The sequence below is a fragment of the Streptococcus suis genome (assembly GCF_019794615.1).
Classification (GTDB): domain Bacteria; phylum Bacillota; class Bacilli; order Lactobacillales; family Streptococcaceae; genus Streptococcus; species Streptococcus suis_AI.
The window spans coordinates 60155-78360 of record NZ_JAIMDU010000002.1 but is presented as its reverse complement, the minus strand read 5'-3'; the positions used below and the strand labels follow the sequence as shown (position 1 = coordinate 78360).

General features: G+C 40.1%; 15 protein-coding genes, 1 tRNA gene and 1 other RNA gene. 13 read left to right on the top strand and 4 right to left on the bottom strand.

Going from position 1 to position 18206, the window contains the following annotated elements; genetic code table 11:
• The first annotated feature begins 195 nt into the window (after positions 1–195).
• From K6V43_RS01240 to aguB, 7 genes are all read left to right on the top strand, one after another.
• Positions 196–519, top strand: coding sequence for a metal-sulfur cluster assembly factor (locus K6V43_RS01240; protein WP_024392443.1), 324 nt, complete (start codon positions 196–198; stop codon positions 517–519).
• Between the two features lie 527 nt (positions 520–1046).
• Positions 1047–2495, top strand: coding sequence for an aminotransferase class I/II-fold pyridoxal phosphate-dependent enzyme (locus tag K6V43_RS01235; RefSeq protein ID WP_222381179.1), 1449 nt, complete (start codon positions 1047–1049; stop codon positions 2493–2495).
• A gap of 2 nt (positions 2496–2497) precedes the next feature.
• Entirely contained in the window at positions 2498–3358 is an 861-nt protein-coding gene (speE, locus tag K6V43_RS01230) for a polyamine aminopropyltransferase (protein ID WP_024392685.1), read from the top strand.
• On the top strand, positions 3355–4614 hold the full coding sequence (locus K6V43_RS01225) for a saccharopine dehydrogenase family protein (protein WP_222381178.1): 1260 nt from the start codon (positions 3355–3357) through the stop codon (positions 4612–4614). The genes speE and K6V43_RS01225 overlap by 4 nt, the downstream gene beginning before the upstream one ends.
• A complete protein-coding gene (nspC, locus tag K6V43_RS01220; RefSeq protein WP_222381177.1) occupies positions 4615–5742 on the top strand; it encodes a carboxynorspermidine decarboxylase in 1128 nt (375 codons plus the stop codon).
• Positions 5739–6842 (top strand): agmatine deiminase, encoded by a 1104-nt coding sequence (aguA, locus tag K6V43_RS01215; RefSeq protein ID WP_222381172.1) that lies wholly within the window; start codon positions 5739–5741, stop codon positions 6840–6842. The genes nspC and aguA overlap by 4 nt, the downstream gene beginning before the upstream one ends.
• 50 nt (positions 6843–6892) lie before the next feature.
• Positions 6893–7768, top strand: a complete 876-nt coding sequence (gene aguB, locus K6V43_RS01210) for an N-carbamoylputrescine amidase (RefSeq protein ID WP_222381209.1) — start codon at positions 6893–6895, stop codon at positions 7766–7768.
• 162 nt (positions 7769–7930) lie between these two features.
• Here the strand turns inward: aguB and K6V43_RS01205 are convergent, their stop codons facing one another.
• The gene (locus tag K6V43_RS01205) at positions 7931–8524 is read right to left on the bottom strand and encodes a TVP38/TMEM64 family protein (protein WP_172007173.1); all 594 of its coding nucleotides are present in this window, start codon (positions 8522–8524) and stop codon (positions 7931–7933) included.
• A gap of 108 nt (positions 8525–8632) precedes the next feature.
• On the opposite strand from K6V43_RS01205, the gene ssrA reads away from it, so the two are divergent.
• The 3 genes from ssrA to add all read left to right on the top strand — a co-directional run bounded on the left by ssrA (position 8633) and on the right by add (position 10226).
• Positions 8633–8980: a transfer-messenger RNA gene (gene ssrA / locus K6V43_RS01200) on the top strand.
• A gap of 2 nt (positions 8981–8982) precedes the next feature.
• A tRNA-Ser gene (locus K6V43_RS01195) sits at positions 8983–9070 on the top strand.
• A 139-nt stretch (positions 9071–9209) separates the two neighbouring features.
• Positions 9210–10226: an adenosine deaminase gene (gene add / locus K6V43_RS01190; protein ID WP_222381208.1), complete on the top strand. Its 1017-nt coding sequence runs from the start codon at positions 9210–9212 to the stop codon at positions 10224–10226.
• A 54-nt stretch (positions 10227–10280) separates the two neighbouring features.
• Here the strand turns inward: add and K6V43_RS01185 are convergent, their stop codons facing one another.
• From K6V43_RS01185 to K6V43_RS01175, 3 genes are read right to left on the bottom strand one after another with little or no spacing between them, the layout of a single operon-like run.
• The gene (locus K6V43_RS01185; RefSeq protein WP_024396258.1) at positions 10281–11063 is read right to left on the bottom strand and encodes a hypothetical protein; all 783 of its coding nucleotides are present in this window, start codon (positions 11061–11063) and stop codon (positions 10281–10283) included.
• A complete protein-coding gene (locus tag K6V43_RS01180; protein ID WP_024396257.1) occupies positions 11063–11788 on the bottom strand; it encodes an ABC transporter ATP-binding protein in 726 nt (241 codons plus the stop codon). The genes K6V43_RS01185 and K6V43_RS01180 overlap by 1 nt, the downstream gene beginning before the upstream one ends.
• Positions 11781–12155 (bottom strand): GntR family transcriptional regulator, encoded by a 375-nt coding sequence (locus K6V43_RS01175; protein WP_024396256.1) that lies wholly within the window; start codon positions 12153–12155, stop codon positions 11781–11783. The genes K6V43_RS01180 and K6V43_RS01175 overlap by 8 nt, the downstream gene beginning before the upstream one ends.
• A 263-nt stretch (positions 12156–12418) precedes the next feature.
• Between K6V43_RS01175 and K6V43_RS01170 the strand changes: the two genes are divergently transcribed.
• The 3 genes from K6V43_RS01170 (at position 12419) to pyk (ending at position 18197) form a co-directional block, all read left to right on the top strand.
• Positions 12419–15529: a DNA polymerase III subunit alpha gene (locus K6V43_RS01170; protein WP_222381170.1), complete on the top strand. Its 3111-nt coding sequence runs from the start codon at positions 12419–12421 to the stop codon at positions 15527–15529.
• Between the two features lie 84 nt (positions 15530–15613).
• Positions 15614–16624 carry a 6-phosphofructokinase gene (pfkA, locus tag K6V43_RS01165; protein WP_024405068.1) on the top strand — a complete coding sequence of 337 codons (1011 nt, stop codon included), beginning with the start codon at positions 15614–15616 and terminating at the stop codon, positions 16622–16624.
• A gap of 67 nt (positions 16625–16691) precedes the next feature.
• Positions 16692–18197, top strand: coding sequence for a pyruvate kinase (gene pyk / locus K6V43_RS01160; RefSeq protein WP_222381168.1), 1506 nt, complete (start codon positions 16692–16694; stop codon positions 18195–18197).
• The last annotated feature ends 9 nt before the right edge of the window (positions 18198–18206 follow it).

The following is an 18206-nucleotide window of genomic DNA, read 5'->3' as shown; positions in this document are numbered from 1 at the left end:
AGGGAGCGTAACCTCCAGTGGACTAATTTGACACAAACTTCGTTTGTTTCATCTCAAACTTCAGTCTTATTCCCAGCTAACTATTTGATATAAAGAATGAATAACTTATTTTCCTATTATAGCCAAGTTTTGGGAAGATAATGAACAAGTAAAATTTCATTGCATTTTTAACATTAGAAAGAGAGTGCTTGAAAAATGGCGTATACAGAAGATCAAATTAAAGATATCCAGGAGCGTATTTTTCAAGCTCTTGAAGATGTGATTGACCCTGAACTAGGGATAGATATTATCAATCTAGGGTTAATTTATGAAATTCGTTTTATTGATGGCAAAGCTGAAATTGATATGACTTTGACCACAATGGGCTGTCCCTTAGCTGATTTGATCACAGATCAAATACATGATGTTTTAAAAGATGTCCCAGAAGTGACTGAAGTGGATGTGAGACTGGTCTGGTCACCGGCTTGGACTGTTCAAAAAATGAGTCGTTATGCTCGTATTGCATTAGGAATTAAGTAATACAGATAGGTGATGGTTTCGAACGTTCGAAACCATTTTTTTAAAAATGTTTGTTATTTTTGCATAAAATATTACAAATTCTACTTGTCAAAGGGCAATTTCCGTGTTACAATAAACAGGCCTAGGAAAAGTAGCGATACCTATTCTAGCAAATATCAGACCTATATGGGACAGAAAATTGTCATAACCAAAGCCTACGGACAGGCGGGTCGAATGCCGAAGCGTGGCGAAAGCCACATTATTGATTGAGTTAAAAGCTCAAATTTTATAAGTTGATTTTAGGGTTTACCCTAATTCTTACATCAAATTTTAGTGTGGTGAAAGCACACGTCATCTTGTGAAACGGTCAATAAAGTACGTATATATTTGCACTGGAGAGTAGGAAACGGTAGGCACATAAACTCAAGAGAAGAATAAAAAACGTCAATAACGATTGTAGAGCAGGAGATACCCTGCTCTTTTTACTTGTTTAAAAAGGGCAAAGATAAGATGTTGTACTATAAGTAAAAGCAAAGGAGTTTTTCTACATGAAAAATCAACACCAGGCCCCTATTTATGAGGGATTGGTCAAATTAAGACGCAAACGGATAGTTCCTTTTGATGTTCCGGGTCATAAACGGGGACGCGGTAATCCAGAGCTTGTTGAGCTTCTAGGTGAGAAGTGTGTTGGCATTGATGTCAATTCCATGAAACCCTTAGATAATTTAGGCCATCCTGTTTCGATCATTCGTGAAGCAGAAGAATTGGCAGCAGAAGCTTTTGGGGCCAGTCATGCTTTTCTTATGGTTGGAGGAACTACATCTTCTGTTCAGACCATGATTTTAGCAACATGTAAGGCAGGGGATAAAATTATCCTTCCTCGAAATGTTCATAAATCTGCCTTGAATGCCTTGGTTTTATGTGGGGCTATTCCTGTTTATGTTGATATGACCGTTCAGCCAAGGATTGGAATCGCTCTTGGACTGGAGAACGACGCTTTTGCAAGGGCGATTGATGAGCATCCAGATGCAGTTGCAGTTTTGATAAATAATCCAACTTATTATGGTATTTGTTCGGATGTTAAAACTCTCACTAAGATGGCCCATAACGCTGGTATGAAAGTTCTAGTAGATGAGGCTCATGGGGCTCACTTGCATTTTTCTGATCAACTTCCTTTATCCGCAATGGATGCTGGTGCCGATATGGCTGCGGTTTCCATGCATAAATCAGGTGGTAGTTTGACACAGAGTTCCCTGTTGTTGGTAGGACCTGAAATGAATGTTGAATATGTTCGTCAAATTATCAACTTAACTCAGTCTACCTCAGCATCTTACTTACTCTTGTCTAGCTTAGATATTTCAAGGAGAAATCTAGCACTCCGTGGGAAAGAGTCTTTTGAAAAAGTCATTGAAATGGCTGAATATGCCCGTAGAGAAATCAATGCAATTGGTGGTTATTATGCCTATTCGAAAGAATTGATTGATGGACAGTCTGTGTATGATTTTGATGTGACGAAACTTTCTATTTACACACAAGGCATTGGCTTAACTGGTATCGAAGTCTACGATCTTCTGCGAGATGAATATGATATTCAGATTGAATTTGGTGATATTGGAAATATCTTGGCCTATATTTCAATTGGTGACCGTTTGCAAGATATTGAGCGATTGGTGGGTGCTTTAGCGGATATTAAGCGCCTGTATTCACGTGATGGTTCTGATTTAATTTCAGGGGAATACATCCAGCCTCAATTGGTCTTATCCCCTCAGCAAGCATTTTACGCAGAACGTGAGAGTCTCTCGCTACAAGAAGCTGTTGGACAGGTTTGTGGGGAATTTGTTATGTGCTACCCGCCTGGCATTCCGCTTTTGGCACCAGGTGAACGAGTGACCCAAGAAATTGTCGATTATATTATTTTTGCCAAGGAACGTGGCTGTTCTGTTCAAGGAACAGAAGATCCGGATGTTAATTTTATCAATGTTATTAAGGAGAAATAGGCATGGAAATGTGGTTTTCAGAAGTTCAAACACCTGATGTAAAATTGTCCATTCGCACCAGTCAACAACTTTATGCTGGAAAAAGCGAATACCAAGATATAGCTGTGTTGGACTCGCCAGCCTTTGGAAAAATATTAACCCTTAATGGTCGTGTTTTATTCTCGGATGCTGATGACTTTGTCTACAATGAGATGGCAGTACATGTACCAATGGCAGTTCATCCAAATCCTAAGAAAATTTTGATTTTAGGTGGTGGAGACGGTGGAGTTGCTCAAGTTCTCAGTATGTATCCTGAAATCGAACGTATTGACGTTGTAGAGCCAGATGAACTACTTGTTGAAGTGTGTCGTCAGTATTTCCCTGACTATGCATCAGGACTTGAAGATGAGCGTGTAGAGGTCTATTTGCAGGACGGTTTGCGGTTCTTGCGCAATTGTGAAAATGAATATGACATTATCATCAATGATGCGACAGATCCATTTGGACACACGGAAGGGTTGTTTACCAAGGAATTTTATGGTAATGCATATAGGGCTTTGAAGGAAGATGGCATTATGGTCTACCAACATGGTTCCCCATTCTATGATGAAGATGAGTCGGCTTTTCGTTCCATGCATCGCAAGGCTAGTCAATCATTTCCCATTAGTCGTGTCTATCAAGCCCATATCCCAACTTCAGCAGCAGGTTATTGGTTATTTGGATTTGCTTCTAAAAAATACCATCCAATTGAAGATTATGATAAGGAAAAATGGAAAGCGCGCGAGCTTTTTACAGAATATTATACAGCTAACCTTCATGTGGGAGCATTTCTCTTGCCCCGCTATGTAGAAGACATTTTAGAAGAAGAGGAGAAAAGAAAATGAGTCGTTTATTAGTCATTGGTTGCGGAGGTGTAGCCCAAGTTGCCATCAGCAAGGTGTGTCAGGCAGAAGATACTTTCAAAGAGGTCATGATTGCCAGCCGTACCAAGTCAAAGTGTGATGATTTGAAGGCTGCCTTAGAAGGAAAAACTTCCGTAAAAATTGAAACTGCCCAAGTGGATGCGGACAAAGTAGAAGAAGTGATTGCCTTGATTGAAAGCTACCAACCAAAAGCTGTTTTGAACGTTGCCCTCCCATATCAAGATTTGACCATCATGGACGCTTGCTTGGCGACTGGTGTGGACTACATTGATACAGCCAATTATGAAAGTGAAGATACTGAAAATCCTGAATGGCGTGCTATTTACGAAAAACGTTGTGAAGAAGAAGGATTTACAGCCTACTTTGATTACTCATGGCAGTGGGCTTATAAGGAGCGTTTTGAACAAGCAGGGCTGACAGCACTTTTGGGCTCCGGATTTGATCCAGGTGTGACCAGTGTATTTTCTGCTTACGCATTGAAACACTATTTCGATGAAATCCACTATATCGATATCTTAGATTGTAATGGGGGAGACCATGGTTATCCATTTGCGACCAACTTTAACCCTGAAATCAACTTGCGTGAGGTTTCAGCACCAGGTTCCTACTGGGAAAATGGAAAATGGGTGGAAGTCGAAGCCATGTCCATCAAGCGAGAATATGATTTCCCAGAAGTGGGTCAGAAAGACATGTATCTTCTCCACCATGAAGAAATTGAATCCCTAGCTAAAAATATTCCAGGGGTGAAGCGGATTCGCTTCTTTATGACCTTCGGTCAATCCTACTTGACTCACATGAAATGCTTGGAAAATGTTGGTCTCTTGCGGACTGACCCAATCAACTTTAATGGACAAGAAGTAGTGCCTATTCAATTCCTCAAAGCCCTCTTGCCTGATCCTGCCAGCCTTGGCCCACGTACTGTTGGGAAAACCAATATTGGTTGTATTTTCACAGGGGTCAAGGACGGCGTGGAGAAGACTATCTACATCTACAATGTTTGTGACCACCAAGAGTGCTACAAAGAGGTCGGTTCCCAGGCTATTTCCTACACAACTGGTGTTCCTGCTATGATTGGAACCAAGCTAGTCATGGACGGAACTTGGAAAAAACCAGGTGTATATAACTTGGAAGAATTGGATCCAGATCCATTCATGGACTTGCTCAATCAATACGGATTGCCTTGGCAAGTAATAGAAAATCCAGTTTTGGTGGACTAGATGAGAATCGATCAAGTCCCAACACCAGCCTATGTCATTGACGAAGCCAAGCTGGTCAACAATTTAGAAATTCTTAAGTCGGTCCAAGATCGCACAGGCTGTAAGGTCCTCTTGGCTCAAAAAGCCTTTTCTATGTACGCCACCTATCCCCTTATCAGCCAATACCTAGCTGGTACAACTGCATCAGGACTCTATGAAGCCAAATTAGGTCGTGAAGAGTTTGGGGGCGAAGTCCATGTCTTTGCTCCAGCCTTCAAGGATGCGGATTTGGAGGAGATTTTGGAAATTGCGGACCACATCGTCTTTAACTCCGAACGCCAACTCCGCAAGCACGTGGACAAATGCCGAGCAGCAGGAGTCAGTGTTGGCCTGCGGATTAATCCAGAGTGCTCGACCCAAGGTGACCATGCCCTCTATGATCCCTGCGCAGCAGGTTCTCGCTTCGGTGTTCGTATTGACCAGTTTTCAGCAGACCTGCTGGACTTGGTGGATGGTCTGCATTTCCATACCCTCTGTGAGCAAAATTCGGATGATTTGAAAACAACCTTGGATGCTGTTGAGGCCAAATTCAGTCCCTATCTACACCGTATTAAATGGCTCAATATGGGCGGAGGCCATCATGTGACCAGAGAGGATTATGATCTGGACTTGCTGATTTCCTCTATCCAGCACATGCAGGAAACCTATGGATTAGAAGTCTACATTGAGCCTGGTGAAGCCATTGCCCTCAATGCGGGCTATTTGGTGACAGAAGTTTTAGACATTGTCGAAAATGGCATTGAGACGCTTGTGTTAGATGCATCGGCTACTTGCCATATGCCAGATGTCTTGGAAATGCCCTATCGCCCACCACTACGAAACGGCTTTGAAGCTGGGGAGAAGGACTATACTTACAGACTGTCTTCCAATACTTGTCTGACGGGCGACATCATCGGCGATTATTCCTTTGAAAAGCCTGTGGAGATTGGTGACAAACTCTATTTTGAAGATATGGCTATCTATTCCTTTGTAAAAAACAATACCTTCAACGGCATCGGTCTGCCAAGTTTGGTTTTGATGGATCAGACAGGCGACTGTCGGATTATCAAAAGCTTTGGCTATGAAGATTTCAAGGGGAGGTTGTCATGATAGAAAGTCCAAAAGCAGCGGGTTACCGTATGCCTGCTGAGTATGAGCCCCATCACGGTACCCTAATGGTGTGGCCGACTCGGCCAGGATCCTGGCCCTTTGATGGTCAGGGGGCAAAAAAAGCCTTCAGCCAGGTCATTAAAACCATTGCTGAAAGCGAGCAGGTCTATCTCTTGGTCGATGAGGTACACCGTGAGGAGGCCCAATCCATGCTGGGGGCTGGCATTGCCTACCTGGACATCCCTACCAACGACGCTTGGGCGCGTGACACAGGTCCGACGGTTTTGGTCCATGAAAATGGCAGAGCTTTGTCTGTCGATTGGGCCTTTAACGCTTGGGGCGGAAGCTATGATGGTCTTTATCAGGACTATGAGGCAGATGATCAGGTGGCTAGTCGCTTTAGTCAGGCCATCGGTCTGCCAGTCCACGATGCCCATCCCTTTGTCCTAGAAGGAGGAGCCATCCATAGCGACGGTGAGGGAACCATCTTGGTGACAGAATCCTGTTTACTGAGCCCAGGCCGCAATCCTCATCTGACCAAGGACCAGATTGAGCAAGTGCTTCTAGATAGTCTTGGTGCTGAAAAGGTTATCTGGCTTCCATACGGAATTTTCAATGATGAAACCAATGAACATGTGGACAATGTTGCGGCCTTTGTTGGTCCAGCCGAGATCGTTTTAGCCTGGACTGATGATGAGGCAGACCCCCAATATGCTATGTCCAAAGCTGATTTGGACTACTTGGATGAGCAAGTAGATGCTAAGGGCAGAAAGTTGACTGTCCATAAACTGCCAATTCCAAAACATCCTATTCTAGTAATAGAAGAGGATTTGCCAGGCTATATCTATGAAGAAGGGGAAGAAGAACGGACTGCTGGCGAACGCTTGGCAGCTTCCTATGTGAATTTTTACGTCAGCAACGGTGCGGTTTTAGTGCCCCAGTTTGATGATGAGCATGATGCGCAGGCACTGCATCTCCTAGCGCAGCTTTTTCCAACCAGAAAAGTCGTCGGCATACCAGCCCGCGACATCCTGCTAGGAGGTGGGAATATTCACTGTATCACCCAGCAAATTCCATTATATGGGGCTAAATGTCCCTGATACGACGTCGTTGAATTGCCCATCATGAATTTATGAAAAGGATCAAAAAAATGAGAAATGTTACTGTTGCTGCTGTTCAAATGCAATGCAGTCATGTTTTAGCTGAAAATCTGGCGACTGCAGAGCGTTTGGTCAGACAGGCTGCTGGTCAGGGAGCGCAGATTATTCTCCTGCCTGAACTCTTTGAGCGTCCTTATTTTTGTCAAGAACGCCAGTATGATTATTATAACTATGCCAAGTCTGTAGAGGAGAATGATGCTGTTCAGCACTTTATTCCTATTGCCAAGGAATTACAGGTTGTCTTACCTATTTCCTTCTATGAAAAAGATGGAAATAGCCTCTATAATTCCATTGCAGTTATTGATGCGGATGGAAGTGTTTTGGGAGTTTATCGTAAGACTCATATTCCTGATGACCATTATTATCAGGAGAAGTTTTACTTCACACCGGGAAATACTGGATTCAAGGTCTGGGAAACACGTTACGCTAAGATTGGTATTGGCATTTGTTGGGACCAATGGTTTCCAGAAACAGCTCGCTGTTTGGCACTGAATGGAGCAGAATTGCTCTTTTATCCAACAGCTATTGGTTCGGAGCCGATTTTGGATACAGATAGCCAAGGACATTGGCAACGGACCATGCAAGGGCACTCTGCGGCCAATATCATGCCAGTTATTGCAGCTAACCGAATTGGCTTGGAAGAGGTGCAGCCATCTGACGAAAATGGAAGCCAGTCTTCTAGCTTGCGTTTCTATGGCTCCTCTTTCTTGACAGATGAAACAGGAGACATTTTGACCAAGGCTGGACGTGATGAAGAAGTTGTCTTGCTTGCAACGTATGATTTGGATAAGGGAGCGCGAGAACGTTTGGATTGGGGACTCTTTAGAGACCGCAGACCGCATATGTATCGACGTATTTCGGAATAATACTCTTCGAAAATCAAAATTATCCGTTGTCAACTTGCCTTGATGAACTCCAGTTCTATCATCGGCTTCGTTTCCTAGGCTATTTTTGATTTTCATTGAGTATAAGAAGGAGAAAGAATTCTTTATAATACTAAAAAAACTTGGTTGATTGAACCAAGTTTTTTATTTCAAAAAATGTTGCAACCAGTAGCTGCCGTAAATCCAAAAATAGCTGTATGCAATGATGGAAAATGGTCGACAGATTAGGATAATCGAAATGAACTTCCGATAGCTCATGCTTGTCAGTCCAGAAATCATCACAACAATATCGGCTGGAGTGAAAGGTAATAACATACAGAAAACGAAGAATATTTCATAACCTCGCTTGTTCTCAACTTTCTTTTCATGTTTATCGAACGTTTCCTCGTTCATAAATAAGAGACAGAATTTTTTACCATATCTCCGAGCGAGCCAGAATAAAATAATACTTCCAATATTTATACCAATGTAATTTAGGATGAAACCCCACCAAAATTTAAAGACAAGGAAACCAACGACAGTTGTTACCCCACCAGGAATGATAGGGAAAACAACTTGAATAATTTGTAATCCTATGAAAGTTAAGCTGCCATAGACACCTTGATTTTGTAATAAATTGGATAATGCATTCTGATCATTTAAAATTCCGATTTTGTAAAGCCAAAAAAGGAATATAGCTGTTCCAATCAGGGTCAAGACACTGAGGACTTGGATTGTTTTTTGAAAAAATTTATACATAATTTCATTCTACCATATTTCTTTTGTAATTAAAATTTAGGAACATAAATAAATTTTTTTTGCAATTCGTTCAAGAATCTGATATAATAACTCTCGTATCTAACCCACGGGGTTGTTACGGATTCGACAGGCATTATGAGGCTTGTTCTGCAACTCATCGGCAGATGTAAAAATGCCAGTTAAATATAACTGCAAAAAATACAAATTCTTACGCATTAGCAGCTTAATAACCTGCCTGCGTGACCATTCGCAAATTGCTTGTGTTTGTTGATTGGTCTTAATTTTACAAGCTACGTTGGAATTGAGTTAGGCTGTTCCAAAAGAGATTTACTGACTCGCTTGTACTCGGTTTGAGTTATGTATCAAGTCCAAGTTAAAGTAAGACATAACCTATGGTTGTAGACGAATAAGTTAGCAGGTGTTTGGACGTGGGTTCGACTCCCACCAGCTCCATATATGGAAGATTACTCAAGAGGCTCAAGAGGCCGTGTTGGAAACGCGGTAGGCGTGTAACAGCGTGCGTGGGTTCGAATCCCATGTCTTCCGTATTGCAAGAACGATTTTAAATCGTTCTTTTTTTATTTTTCAAACGAGTCTTTCCAACGCAACGTTCATTTTTCGATACATACAACTTGATTTTTAAGTAAAATGTGGTATGATAAGTGACAATATACTCATGAAAGAGATGGAAATACTATTGAATGTTCAGAAATTAGCCAAAGCCGAGTTGCATTGTCATCTAGATGGTTCTTTGTCGCTTTCACTTATTCGAAAACTTGCTCAATTAGCTGGTATCTCTCTCCCAGAAAAAGATAATGAATTACGTCAGCTAGTTAGTGTTGATGGTAAGGTGGATAGTTTGATGACCTATTTGAAAAAGTTTGATTTTATTCGTCCACTGTTACAAACTTCTGAGGCTCTCGAATTAGCTGCGTACGATGTTGTGCAACAAGCTGCAATGGATAACATTTTGTATATTGAAATTCGTTTTGCACCAGAGTTATCAGCGGATGGAGGTCTCACTGTCCTAGAGGCCGTAGAATCAGTTTTGGCAGGATTAGAGCGCGCTCAGAAAGATTTTCATATAATGGCTAAATTATTGGTCTGTGGATTAAAACAAACCAATCCAAGTCAGACTAAAGAAATCTTTTCAGCTATTGCAGATTTGGCCCCTAAAGGCTTAGTTGGTTTTGATTTTGCAGGAAATGAGGCAGAATATCCAACGGAGGATTTAGAAGAGCTTATCCAATTTACACAATCCTTGGCCTACCCTATTACATTTCATGCTGGTGAATGTGGCTGTGTGACCAATGTTGCTCATGCTCTGGCACTCGGTATTAAGAGGATTGGACACGGAACCGCCCTCTATAAGAACCCGGAGGTTATTCAGGAACTTATTCATAGTGGAGCAACGGTCGAAATGTGTCTAACCTCAAACCTCCAAACTGGAGCTGCCTCATCACTAGCAAGCTTTCCTTATTTTCAACTGATAGAGGCGGGAGCAAAAATCACAATCAATACCGATAATCGAACCGTTTCAAATACAAACTTAAATAAAGAGTACCAGCTGTTTGTCGAACATTTCGGTACAACTAAAGAAGATTTTTATCAATTTAATCGTCACGCCATTCATGCAAGTTTTGCTAGCGAGAAAGAAAAGGAAAAATTGTTACGCTTTCTTTCGCTAGCCTACCAACAATAACCTGTAAAAAGAAAGCTCTAGACCACGTCCGAGTGACATGGGAAGAGCTTTTTATTATTGTAAGTTCAACTTCTTGGTCATGATATAATGGGTACCAAAGTAATAACCAAAGGCCAAGACAATATTTAATAATACAAAGAACGGATTTGGATATAAAGAGCTAATAGTCTCTGCATATACATCTCCTTGGTTGATATAATAGAACATACTGATTGAGCCTGACAAAATACTGATACCGATGTAAGTTAAAATGGCAAATAGTAATCGATGATCTCGAAATAGTTGACCAACTGAAATAGAGAAGTAGATAAGTAGGATTCCCCTTATACTCTCAATCAATGTACTAAGAGCATATGCGATGAATACACCGATATCAACTTGCTGAAACACGTATTGCAGTTCAGGAATTAATAATTCATTCGTTGACATAAGCACGAAACTGATTACTATTCCAATAGCTAGGAGAGCAGTTATTCCTGCCAAGAAGTACCATACTAAAGAGGCAACTAGTTTACTAAGGATCAGTTGGTGACTATTGACAGGAAGAGTCATGGTTAAGTATCCTTGTCTTCCGTAAATATTGCTTCTAAAACGGTTGATGACCAGAACGAAAGTTGATAGAAAGAGCGCTGCAATTAGAATACCGAATACCATTGATGAAGTACCGAAAAGGAACATTTCTGCATTTGCAGTATTCACAGCAGATGTAGTTGATTTTAATACCAAAGCCTGTATCCAAAAACCTAATACGACTGAAAGAATAATGACTCCCAAGTAGATTCCTAAATACCATTTTCCAACGGATTTGAATTCATATTTTAATAGTTTTTTAAACATTACAATCCCCTTACATGTTCTGCTTTAAAATCTTGACGGAAGAGTGAATCAATAGATTCTCCTGTTTCAATTCTCAAATCATCTACGTTCCCTTGTCGGATAACACTACCGTACTGTAGGAAAATGACTTCATCTAATATTTGTTCAACATCAGCAATTAAATGAGTAGAGATGATAACGGAAGCCGTCGGAGAATAATTATTGACAATCGTACGTAAAATATAATCACGTGCTGCAGGATCAACTCCGCCAATTGGTTCATCTAATACATACAATTGCGCTTGTCGACTCATAACTAATATCAATTGAACTTTTTCTTTGTTCCCTTTTGAGAGATGTTTCATTCGACTATTCAAATCAATTTGCAACTCCGCTAAGAGGGTGCAGGCACGTTCCATATCAAAATCTTTGTAAAAATCTGCAAAAAAATGTACAGCTTCAATTACTTTCATTTGTTCGTCCAAATAGGTAGTATCTGGAAGATAGGAAACGATAGCTTTTGTTTCTGGTGAGGGGGTACGACCATTAATGAGAACTTGACCATACTCAGGTTGAAGTAAGCCGTTGATAATCTTAATCATGGTTGTTTTTCCTGAACCATTTGGACCTAACAAGCCAATTATTTTTCCAGCTGGTAATTTCAAGTTAACATTGTTCAGTGCGACAGCACCTCCATATGACTTGGAAACTTGTTGTAACTCGACCAGTGTAAACGCATTATTCATAAGAAACTCCCTTCAAGAAATCATCTAGTTGTTTAACTAATTCGTCTTGCTTGAAACCTAAATCAAGCATATTTGTAACAAAATTATCTAATTCATTCTGTGCTAATCGGAGACGAGTTCGCCGGATTAGTTCGTCGTTATCTGTCACATATCTGCCAGTGGTTCTAACGGAGTAAACGAATCCTTCTGTTTCTAAGTCAGACAAGGCCCGTTGGACTGTGTTGGGGTTTACACCAGCAGTCTCAGCTAAATCTCGGACAGTAGGAAGTTTGTCTCCTGATTTTAATTGGTTTGTTACTATTTGTAATTTTATGGTATTACTTATCTGGATGTATATTGGGATGTTATTATCAAATTTCCAAGCCATGATTAGTGCCTCTCTATAGGTTAGGTTATGTTTGTATTTTTGTTCTATATACATAATACAACAAAAATTCTTGGACTGCAAGAGAAAAGTTTTATCAAGATGTATTTTTGACAAGAAATATGAGGTTAGAATGATTTTTGAATTGAAAATAAGGTGAAGATAGGTTGTAAAACTTGAACTTTGAATTTTGGAATTACCGAACCACGAAATGCGTGGTATCGATATTTTTGGTATAATGTATATAATAATAAAAGGAGAACACCATGCTAGCGCAATTAGATACAAAAACCGTCTATACCTTTATGGATAGCATGGTTACAATTGAAGAATACGTTAAACGTGCAAAAAATCTTGGCTATCAGACTATAGGAATCATGGATATTCATTCTTTGTACGCTGCATATGGATTTTTGGAAACCTGTCAAAAAGAAGGGCTCAGACCCATCATTGGTTGTGAATTGGACTGGAAATATAATAACGGCCAATCAGAAATTTTAACGAAACTGATCGCATTATCGACAAAGGGTTACCAAAACCTGATGAAAATCTCTACCGCAAAAATGACAGGTCAAGATGATTTTGATTCGATTCGTCAATACCTTCAAGATATTGCAGTTATTGTCCCTTTTAAAGATGGTGTCGATAAACTTGATTTGGGGGTAGACTATTATATAGGTATTTATTCAGATACACCAGTTCAGTCTTTTGACCATCCTGTCCTTCCGTTACATACAGTGCGTTATTTTCAAGAAAATCAACTAGAGAGTCTTCAAGTTTTACGTGCTATCAGAGACAACATTCCTCTTAATCAAGTAAACGAAATTGAACACCAGCAAGTTTTACTATCTGCTGAAAGATTAACGATGAGCTTCATGGACCGATATCCTCAGGCAATCTCCAATCTTGCACAATTAGTGGAGAATGTTTCTTATCATCTTGATAAAACGGTTAAACTTCCTCGATTTAATCGTCAGCGACCTGCAGTTGAGGAATTGAGAGAAAAAGCACAGGCAGGCTTAGTGGAAAAACAATTGGATTTCCCCCTTTATCAAGAACGTTTGGATAAGGAATTGGCCATCATTCATCAGATGGGATTTGATGATTATTTCCTGATTGTATGGGATTTACTTCGATTTGGTCGTAGCCAGGGTTACTATATGGGAATGGGACGCGGATCAGCTGTAGGAAGTTTGGTTGCTTATGCATTAAATATTACAGGTATTGATCCTGTCAAACACAACTTGCTATTTGAACGGTTTCTAAATAGTGAACGCTATTCTATGCCCGATATAGATATTGATATACCGGATGTCCATCGCTCGGATTTTATCCGTTATGTTCGTGATCGCTATGGTACGACGCATGCAGCTCAAATTGTGACCTATTCTACTTTTGGAGCCAAGCAAGCTATCCGCGATGTCTTTAAGCGTTTTGGAACACCGGAATATGAACTGACCAATATTACTAAAAAAATATCTTTTCGTGATAGTCTGGAGTCCGCTTATCAGAGAAACGCCGCATTTCGCCAAATCATCAATAGTAAAATAGAGTATCAAAAAGCCTTTGCTATTGCTAGACAAATTGAAGGCCAGCCAAGGCAAACATCAATTCATGCTGCTGGTGTTGTGGTTAGTGACGAGGACTTGACGGATACTATTCCATTAAAAATCGGCGACGATATGCTGATAACACAGTATGATGCTCACGCGGTTGAAGCTAATGGACTTCTAAAGATGGATTTTCTGGGGTTAAGAAACCTGACATTTGTTCAGAAAATGGCGGAATTGGTCAAGAAGAAATATAATAAAACGATTGATATTGCTGCAATTGATTTGGAGGATTCGGCAACTTTAGAATTATTTGCCAAAGGGCTGACCAAAGGTATTTTTCAATTTGAACAGCCAGGTGCCATTAGCTTATTAAAACGTGTAAAACCTACTCGTTTTGAGGATATCGTAGCTACTACAAGTTTGAACCGTCCTGGTGCGAGTGATTATTCAGAGAATTTTGTTCAACGAAAACAGGGCAAAGAAGCAGTCGTCTTGTTAGATCCATCAATTGCTTCTATACTTGAACCGACCTACGGGATTATGCTTTATCAAGAACAGGTCATGCAGATTGCTCAAGTGTATGCTGGATTTACGCTTGGGAAAGCCGACTTGCTCCGTCGAGCCATGTCTAAGAAAAATGCTCAGGAAATGCAAGCGATGGAGGCTGATTTTTTAATAGGGGCTGAAAAGAATGGCCATGAGAAGTCAAAAGCCAAAGATATTTTTGCGATGATGGCCAAGTTTGCTGGCTACGGTTTTAATAGAAGTCATGCTTATGCTTATTCAGCCCTTGCCTTTCAGATGGCTTATTTTAAAACTCATTATCCAGATGTATTTTTTGAAGTGATGTTGAATTATTCGAATGTAGCTTATATTCATGATGCCTTGCAATTCGAATTTCAGATTGCCCCATTGTACATCAATACCATTCCTTACCATGATAAATTTGAGCAAGATAAAATCTACATGGGTTTAAAAACTGTAAAAGGTTTATCCAAAGATTTCGCAATATGGATACTGGAAAATCGGCCCTTTAAAACCGTTGAAGATTTTATATTGCGTTTGCCAACTCAGTTTAGAAAAAAAGAACAGTTGTTACCGCTGATTCAACTTGGATTATTTGATGAATTTGAAACGAATAGAAAAAAAATCATTGAGAATTTAGAGAATTTATTTGTATTTGCTGAAGCATTCGGAACATTTTTTGCTGAAGAGGCATATAGTTGGAAAGACGTAGATGATTATAGTGATATTGAAAAGTATACGATGGAGCAAGAAATTGTTGGGGTTGGAATTAGTCCGCACCCACTGATAGCTCTAAGGAAGCATTCTACCCATCAACTGACAGAGATTGCAGATTTAGTAGTTGGAAATAAAGAAACTGTATTAGTGCAAATTCAATCTGTAAGAATTATTCGTACGAAAAAAACTGGGGAGCAAATGGCTTTTCTACAAGTAACCGATACAAAACAGAAATTGGATGTTACTCTATTTCCTGAAACTTATAGAAAATATCAATCGTTATTAAAAGAGAATGTCATTTGTTATTTGACAGGAAGGGTTCAGGAACGGGATAATCAACACCAACTCGTGCTGGATTATTTAGAATTGGTCGCACAAGAAAAACTTTGGATATTGTTAGAAAACAAAGAAAATGATTTTGCAATTGCTCGCATTTTAGAAAAACATAGGGGAACGATTCCCGTTGTTCTACACTATCAAGATAGTAATCAGACAATTCAAGCTGAGACATATTTGGTAATGAAAACGCCTCAATTAGAAGAAGAATTGGCAGAATTTGTTATGAAAGCGATTTTTCGATAAAAAATTAGCAAAAAGTCAAGCAAGTTTATCTTAAGTATGTTATAATAGGGCAGTTAAAATGAAAAGTTAAAGGAGCATAAACGAATGAAACGTATTGCTGTTTTGACCAGTGGTGGTGATGCCCCTGGTATGAACGCTGCTATTCGTGCAGTTGTTCGCCAAGCAATTTCAGAAGGAATGGAAGTTTATGGAATCAATGAAGGTTACGCAGGTATGGTTGCGGGTGATATCCATGAATTGTCTGCGCGTTCTGTTGGTGATGTAATTTCACGTGGAGGAACATTCCTTGGTTCTGCTCGCTATCCAGAATTTGCCAAATTAGAAGGGCAACTTAAAGGGATTGAGCAATTGAAAAAACATGGTATTGAAGGTGTAGTGGTCATTGGTGGTGACGGTTCTTACCATGGTGCAATGCGCTTAACAGAACATGGTTTCCCAGCTATTGGTCTTCCGGGAACAATTGATAATGATATCGTCGGTACAGATTTTACAATCGGTTTTGATACAGCTGTAACTACAGCTATGGAAGCAATTGATAAGATCCGTGACACTTCTTCAAGTCACCGACGCACCTTTGTTGTCGAAGTAATGGGTCGACATGCAGGTGATATCGCTCTTTGGGCTGGTATTGCATCTGGTGCTGATGTCATCGTGGTTCCAGAAGAAGAGTATAATATCAGTGAAATTGTAGAGCGTATTAAAGCTGGCTACGAAAATGGTAAGAAGCATAGCATTATTGTCTTGGCTGAAGGAGTTATGCCTGCTGCGAAATTTGCTGAAGAGTTGAAGGCAGCTGGTGATACTAGCGATCTTCGTGTGACTGAACTCGGTCATATTCAGCGTGGTGGTTCACCAACAGCACGCGATCGTGTACTTGCATCTCGTATGGGAGCTCATGCGGTTAAACTATTGAAAGAAGGTCGTGGTGGCCTTGCAGTAGGTATCCGCAATGAACAAATGGTAGAAAACCCAATTCTAGGAACTGCAGAAGAAGGTGCCCTGTTCAGCTTGACTGCTGACGGTAAGATTGTTGTAAATAATCCGCACAAAGCAGATTTGGAAATGGCTGATTTAAACCGTAACTTGTCTATTTAAAGTAGCGTTGTTTTATAGTGTTAATTTAGGGTCATAAGACCATAAAAATAAAAGGAGTTTTGTTAAGATGAACAAACGTGTGAAAATTGTTGCAACCCTTGGTCCTGCGGTAGAAATCCGCGGTGGAAAAAAATTTGGTGACGATGGTTACTGGGGCGAAAAATTAGATGTTGAAGCATCTGCTCAAAAAATTGCTCAATTGATTACTGAAGGTGCTAACGTATTCCGTTTCAACTTCTCACATGGTGACCACCAAGAGCAAGGTGAACGTATGGCAACTGTACGTCGCGCCGAAGAAATTGCTGGTAAAAAAGTAGCTTTCTTGTTGGATACAAAAGGTCCTGAAATTCGTACAGAGCTTTTTGAAGGTGAGGCAAAAGAGTATTCTTATACAACTGGTGACCAATTGCGTGTAGCAACAAAACAAGGCATCAAATCAACTAAAGAAGTGATTGCTTTGAACGTCGCTGGTGGTCTTGATGTATTCGACGACGTTGAAGTTGGTAAACAAATTCTTGTCGACGATGGTAAACTTGGATTGACTGTTATTGCTAAAGATGAAGAAACACGTGAGTTCATCGTTGGTGTTGAAAATGATGGTGTTATCGCAAAACAAAAAGGTGTAAACATTCCTTATACTAAAATTCCTTTCCCAGCGCTTGCTGAACGTGACAATGCGGACATCCGTTTCGGTTTGGAACAAGGTTTGAACTTCATCGCAATTTCATTTGTACGTACTGCGAAAGACGTTGAAGAAGTTCGTAACATCTGTAAAGAAACTGGTAACGATCATGTTCAATTGTTTGCGAAAATCGAAAACCAACAAGGTATCGACAACATCGACGAAATCATCGAAGCAGCAGATGGTATCATGATTGCTCGTGGTGATATGGGTATCGAAGTACCATTCGAAATGGTTCCAGTGTACCAAAAAATGATTATTACTAAAGTGAATGCGGCTGGTAAAGCAGTCATTACTGCAACAAACATGTTGGAAACAATGACTGAAAAACCACGTGCTACTCGTTCAGAAGTTTCAGACGTGTTCAACGCAGTTATTGATGGTACAGATGCTACAATGCTTTCTGGTGAGTCAGCAAATGGTAAATACCCAGTTGAATCAGTACGCACAATGGCAACTATTGCCAAGAATGCTCAAACATTGTTGAATGAATACGGTCGTTTGAATTCAGATCACTTTAACCGTGCTTCTAAAACTGAAGTTATCGCATCTGCAGTTAAAGATGCTTGTCATTCAATGAACATCAAATTGGTGGTAACTGTGACGGAAACTGGTTTCTCAGCTCGTCAAATTTCTAAATACCGCCCAGATGCAGATATTCTTGCAATTACTTTCACAGAAAAAGTTCAAAAATCATTGATGGTAACTTGGGGTGTTATCCCAGTTGTAACTGAAAAACCAGACTCAACTGATGATATGTTTGAATTGGCTGAAAAAGTTGCATTAGAGCAAGGTCTTGTTGAATCAGGTGATAATATTGTGATTGTTGCTGGTGTACCAGTAGGTGTATCAGGTTCAACAAACACTATGCGTGTTCGCACTGTAAAATAATCTATAAAG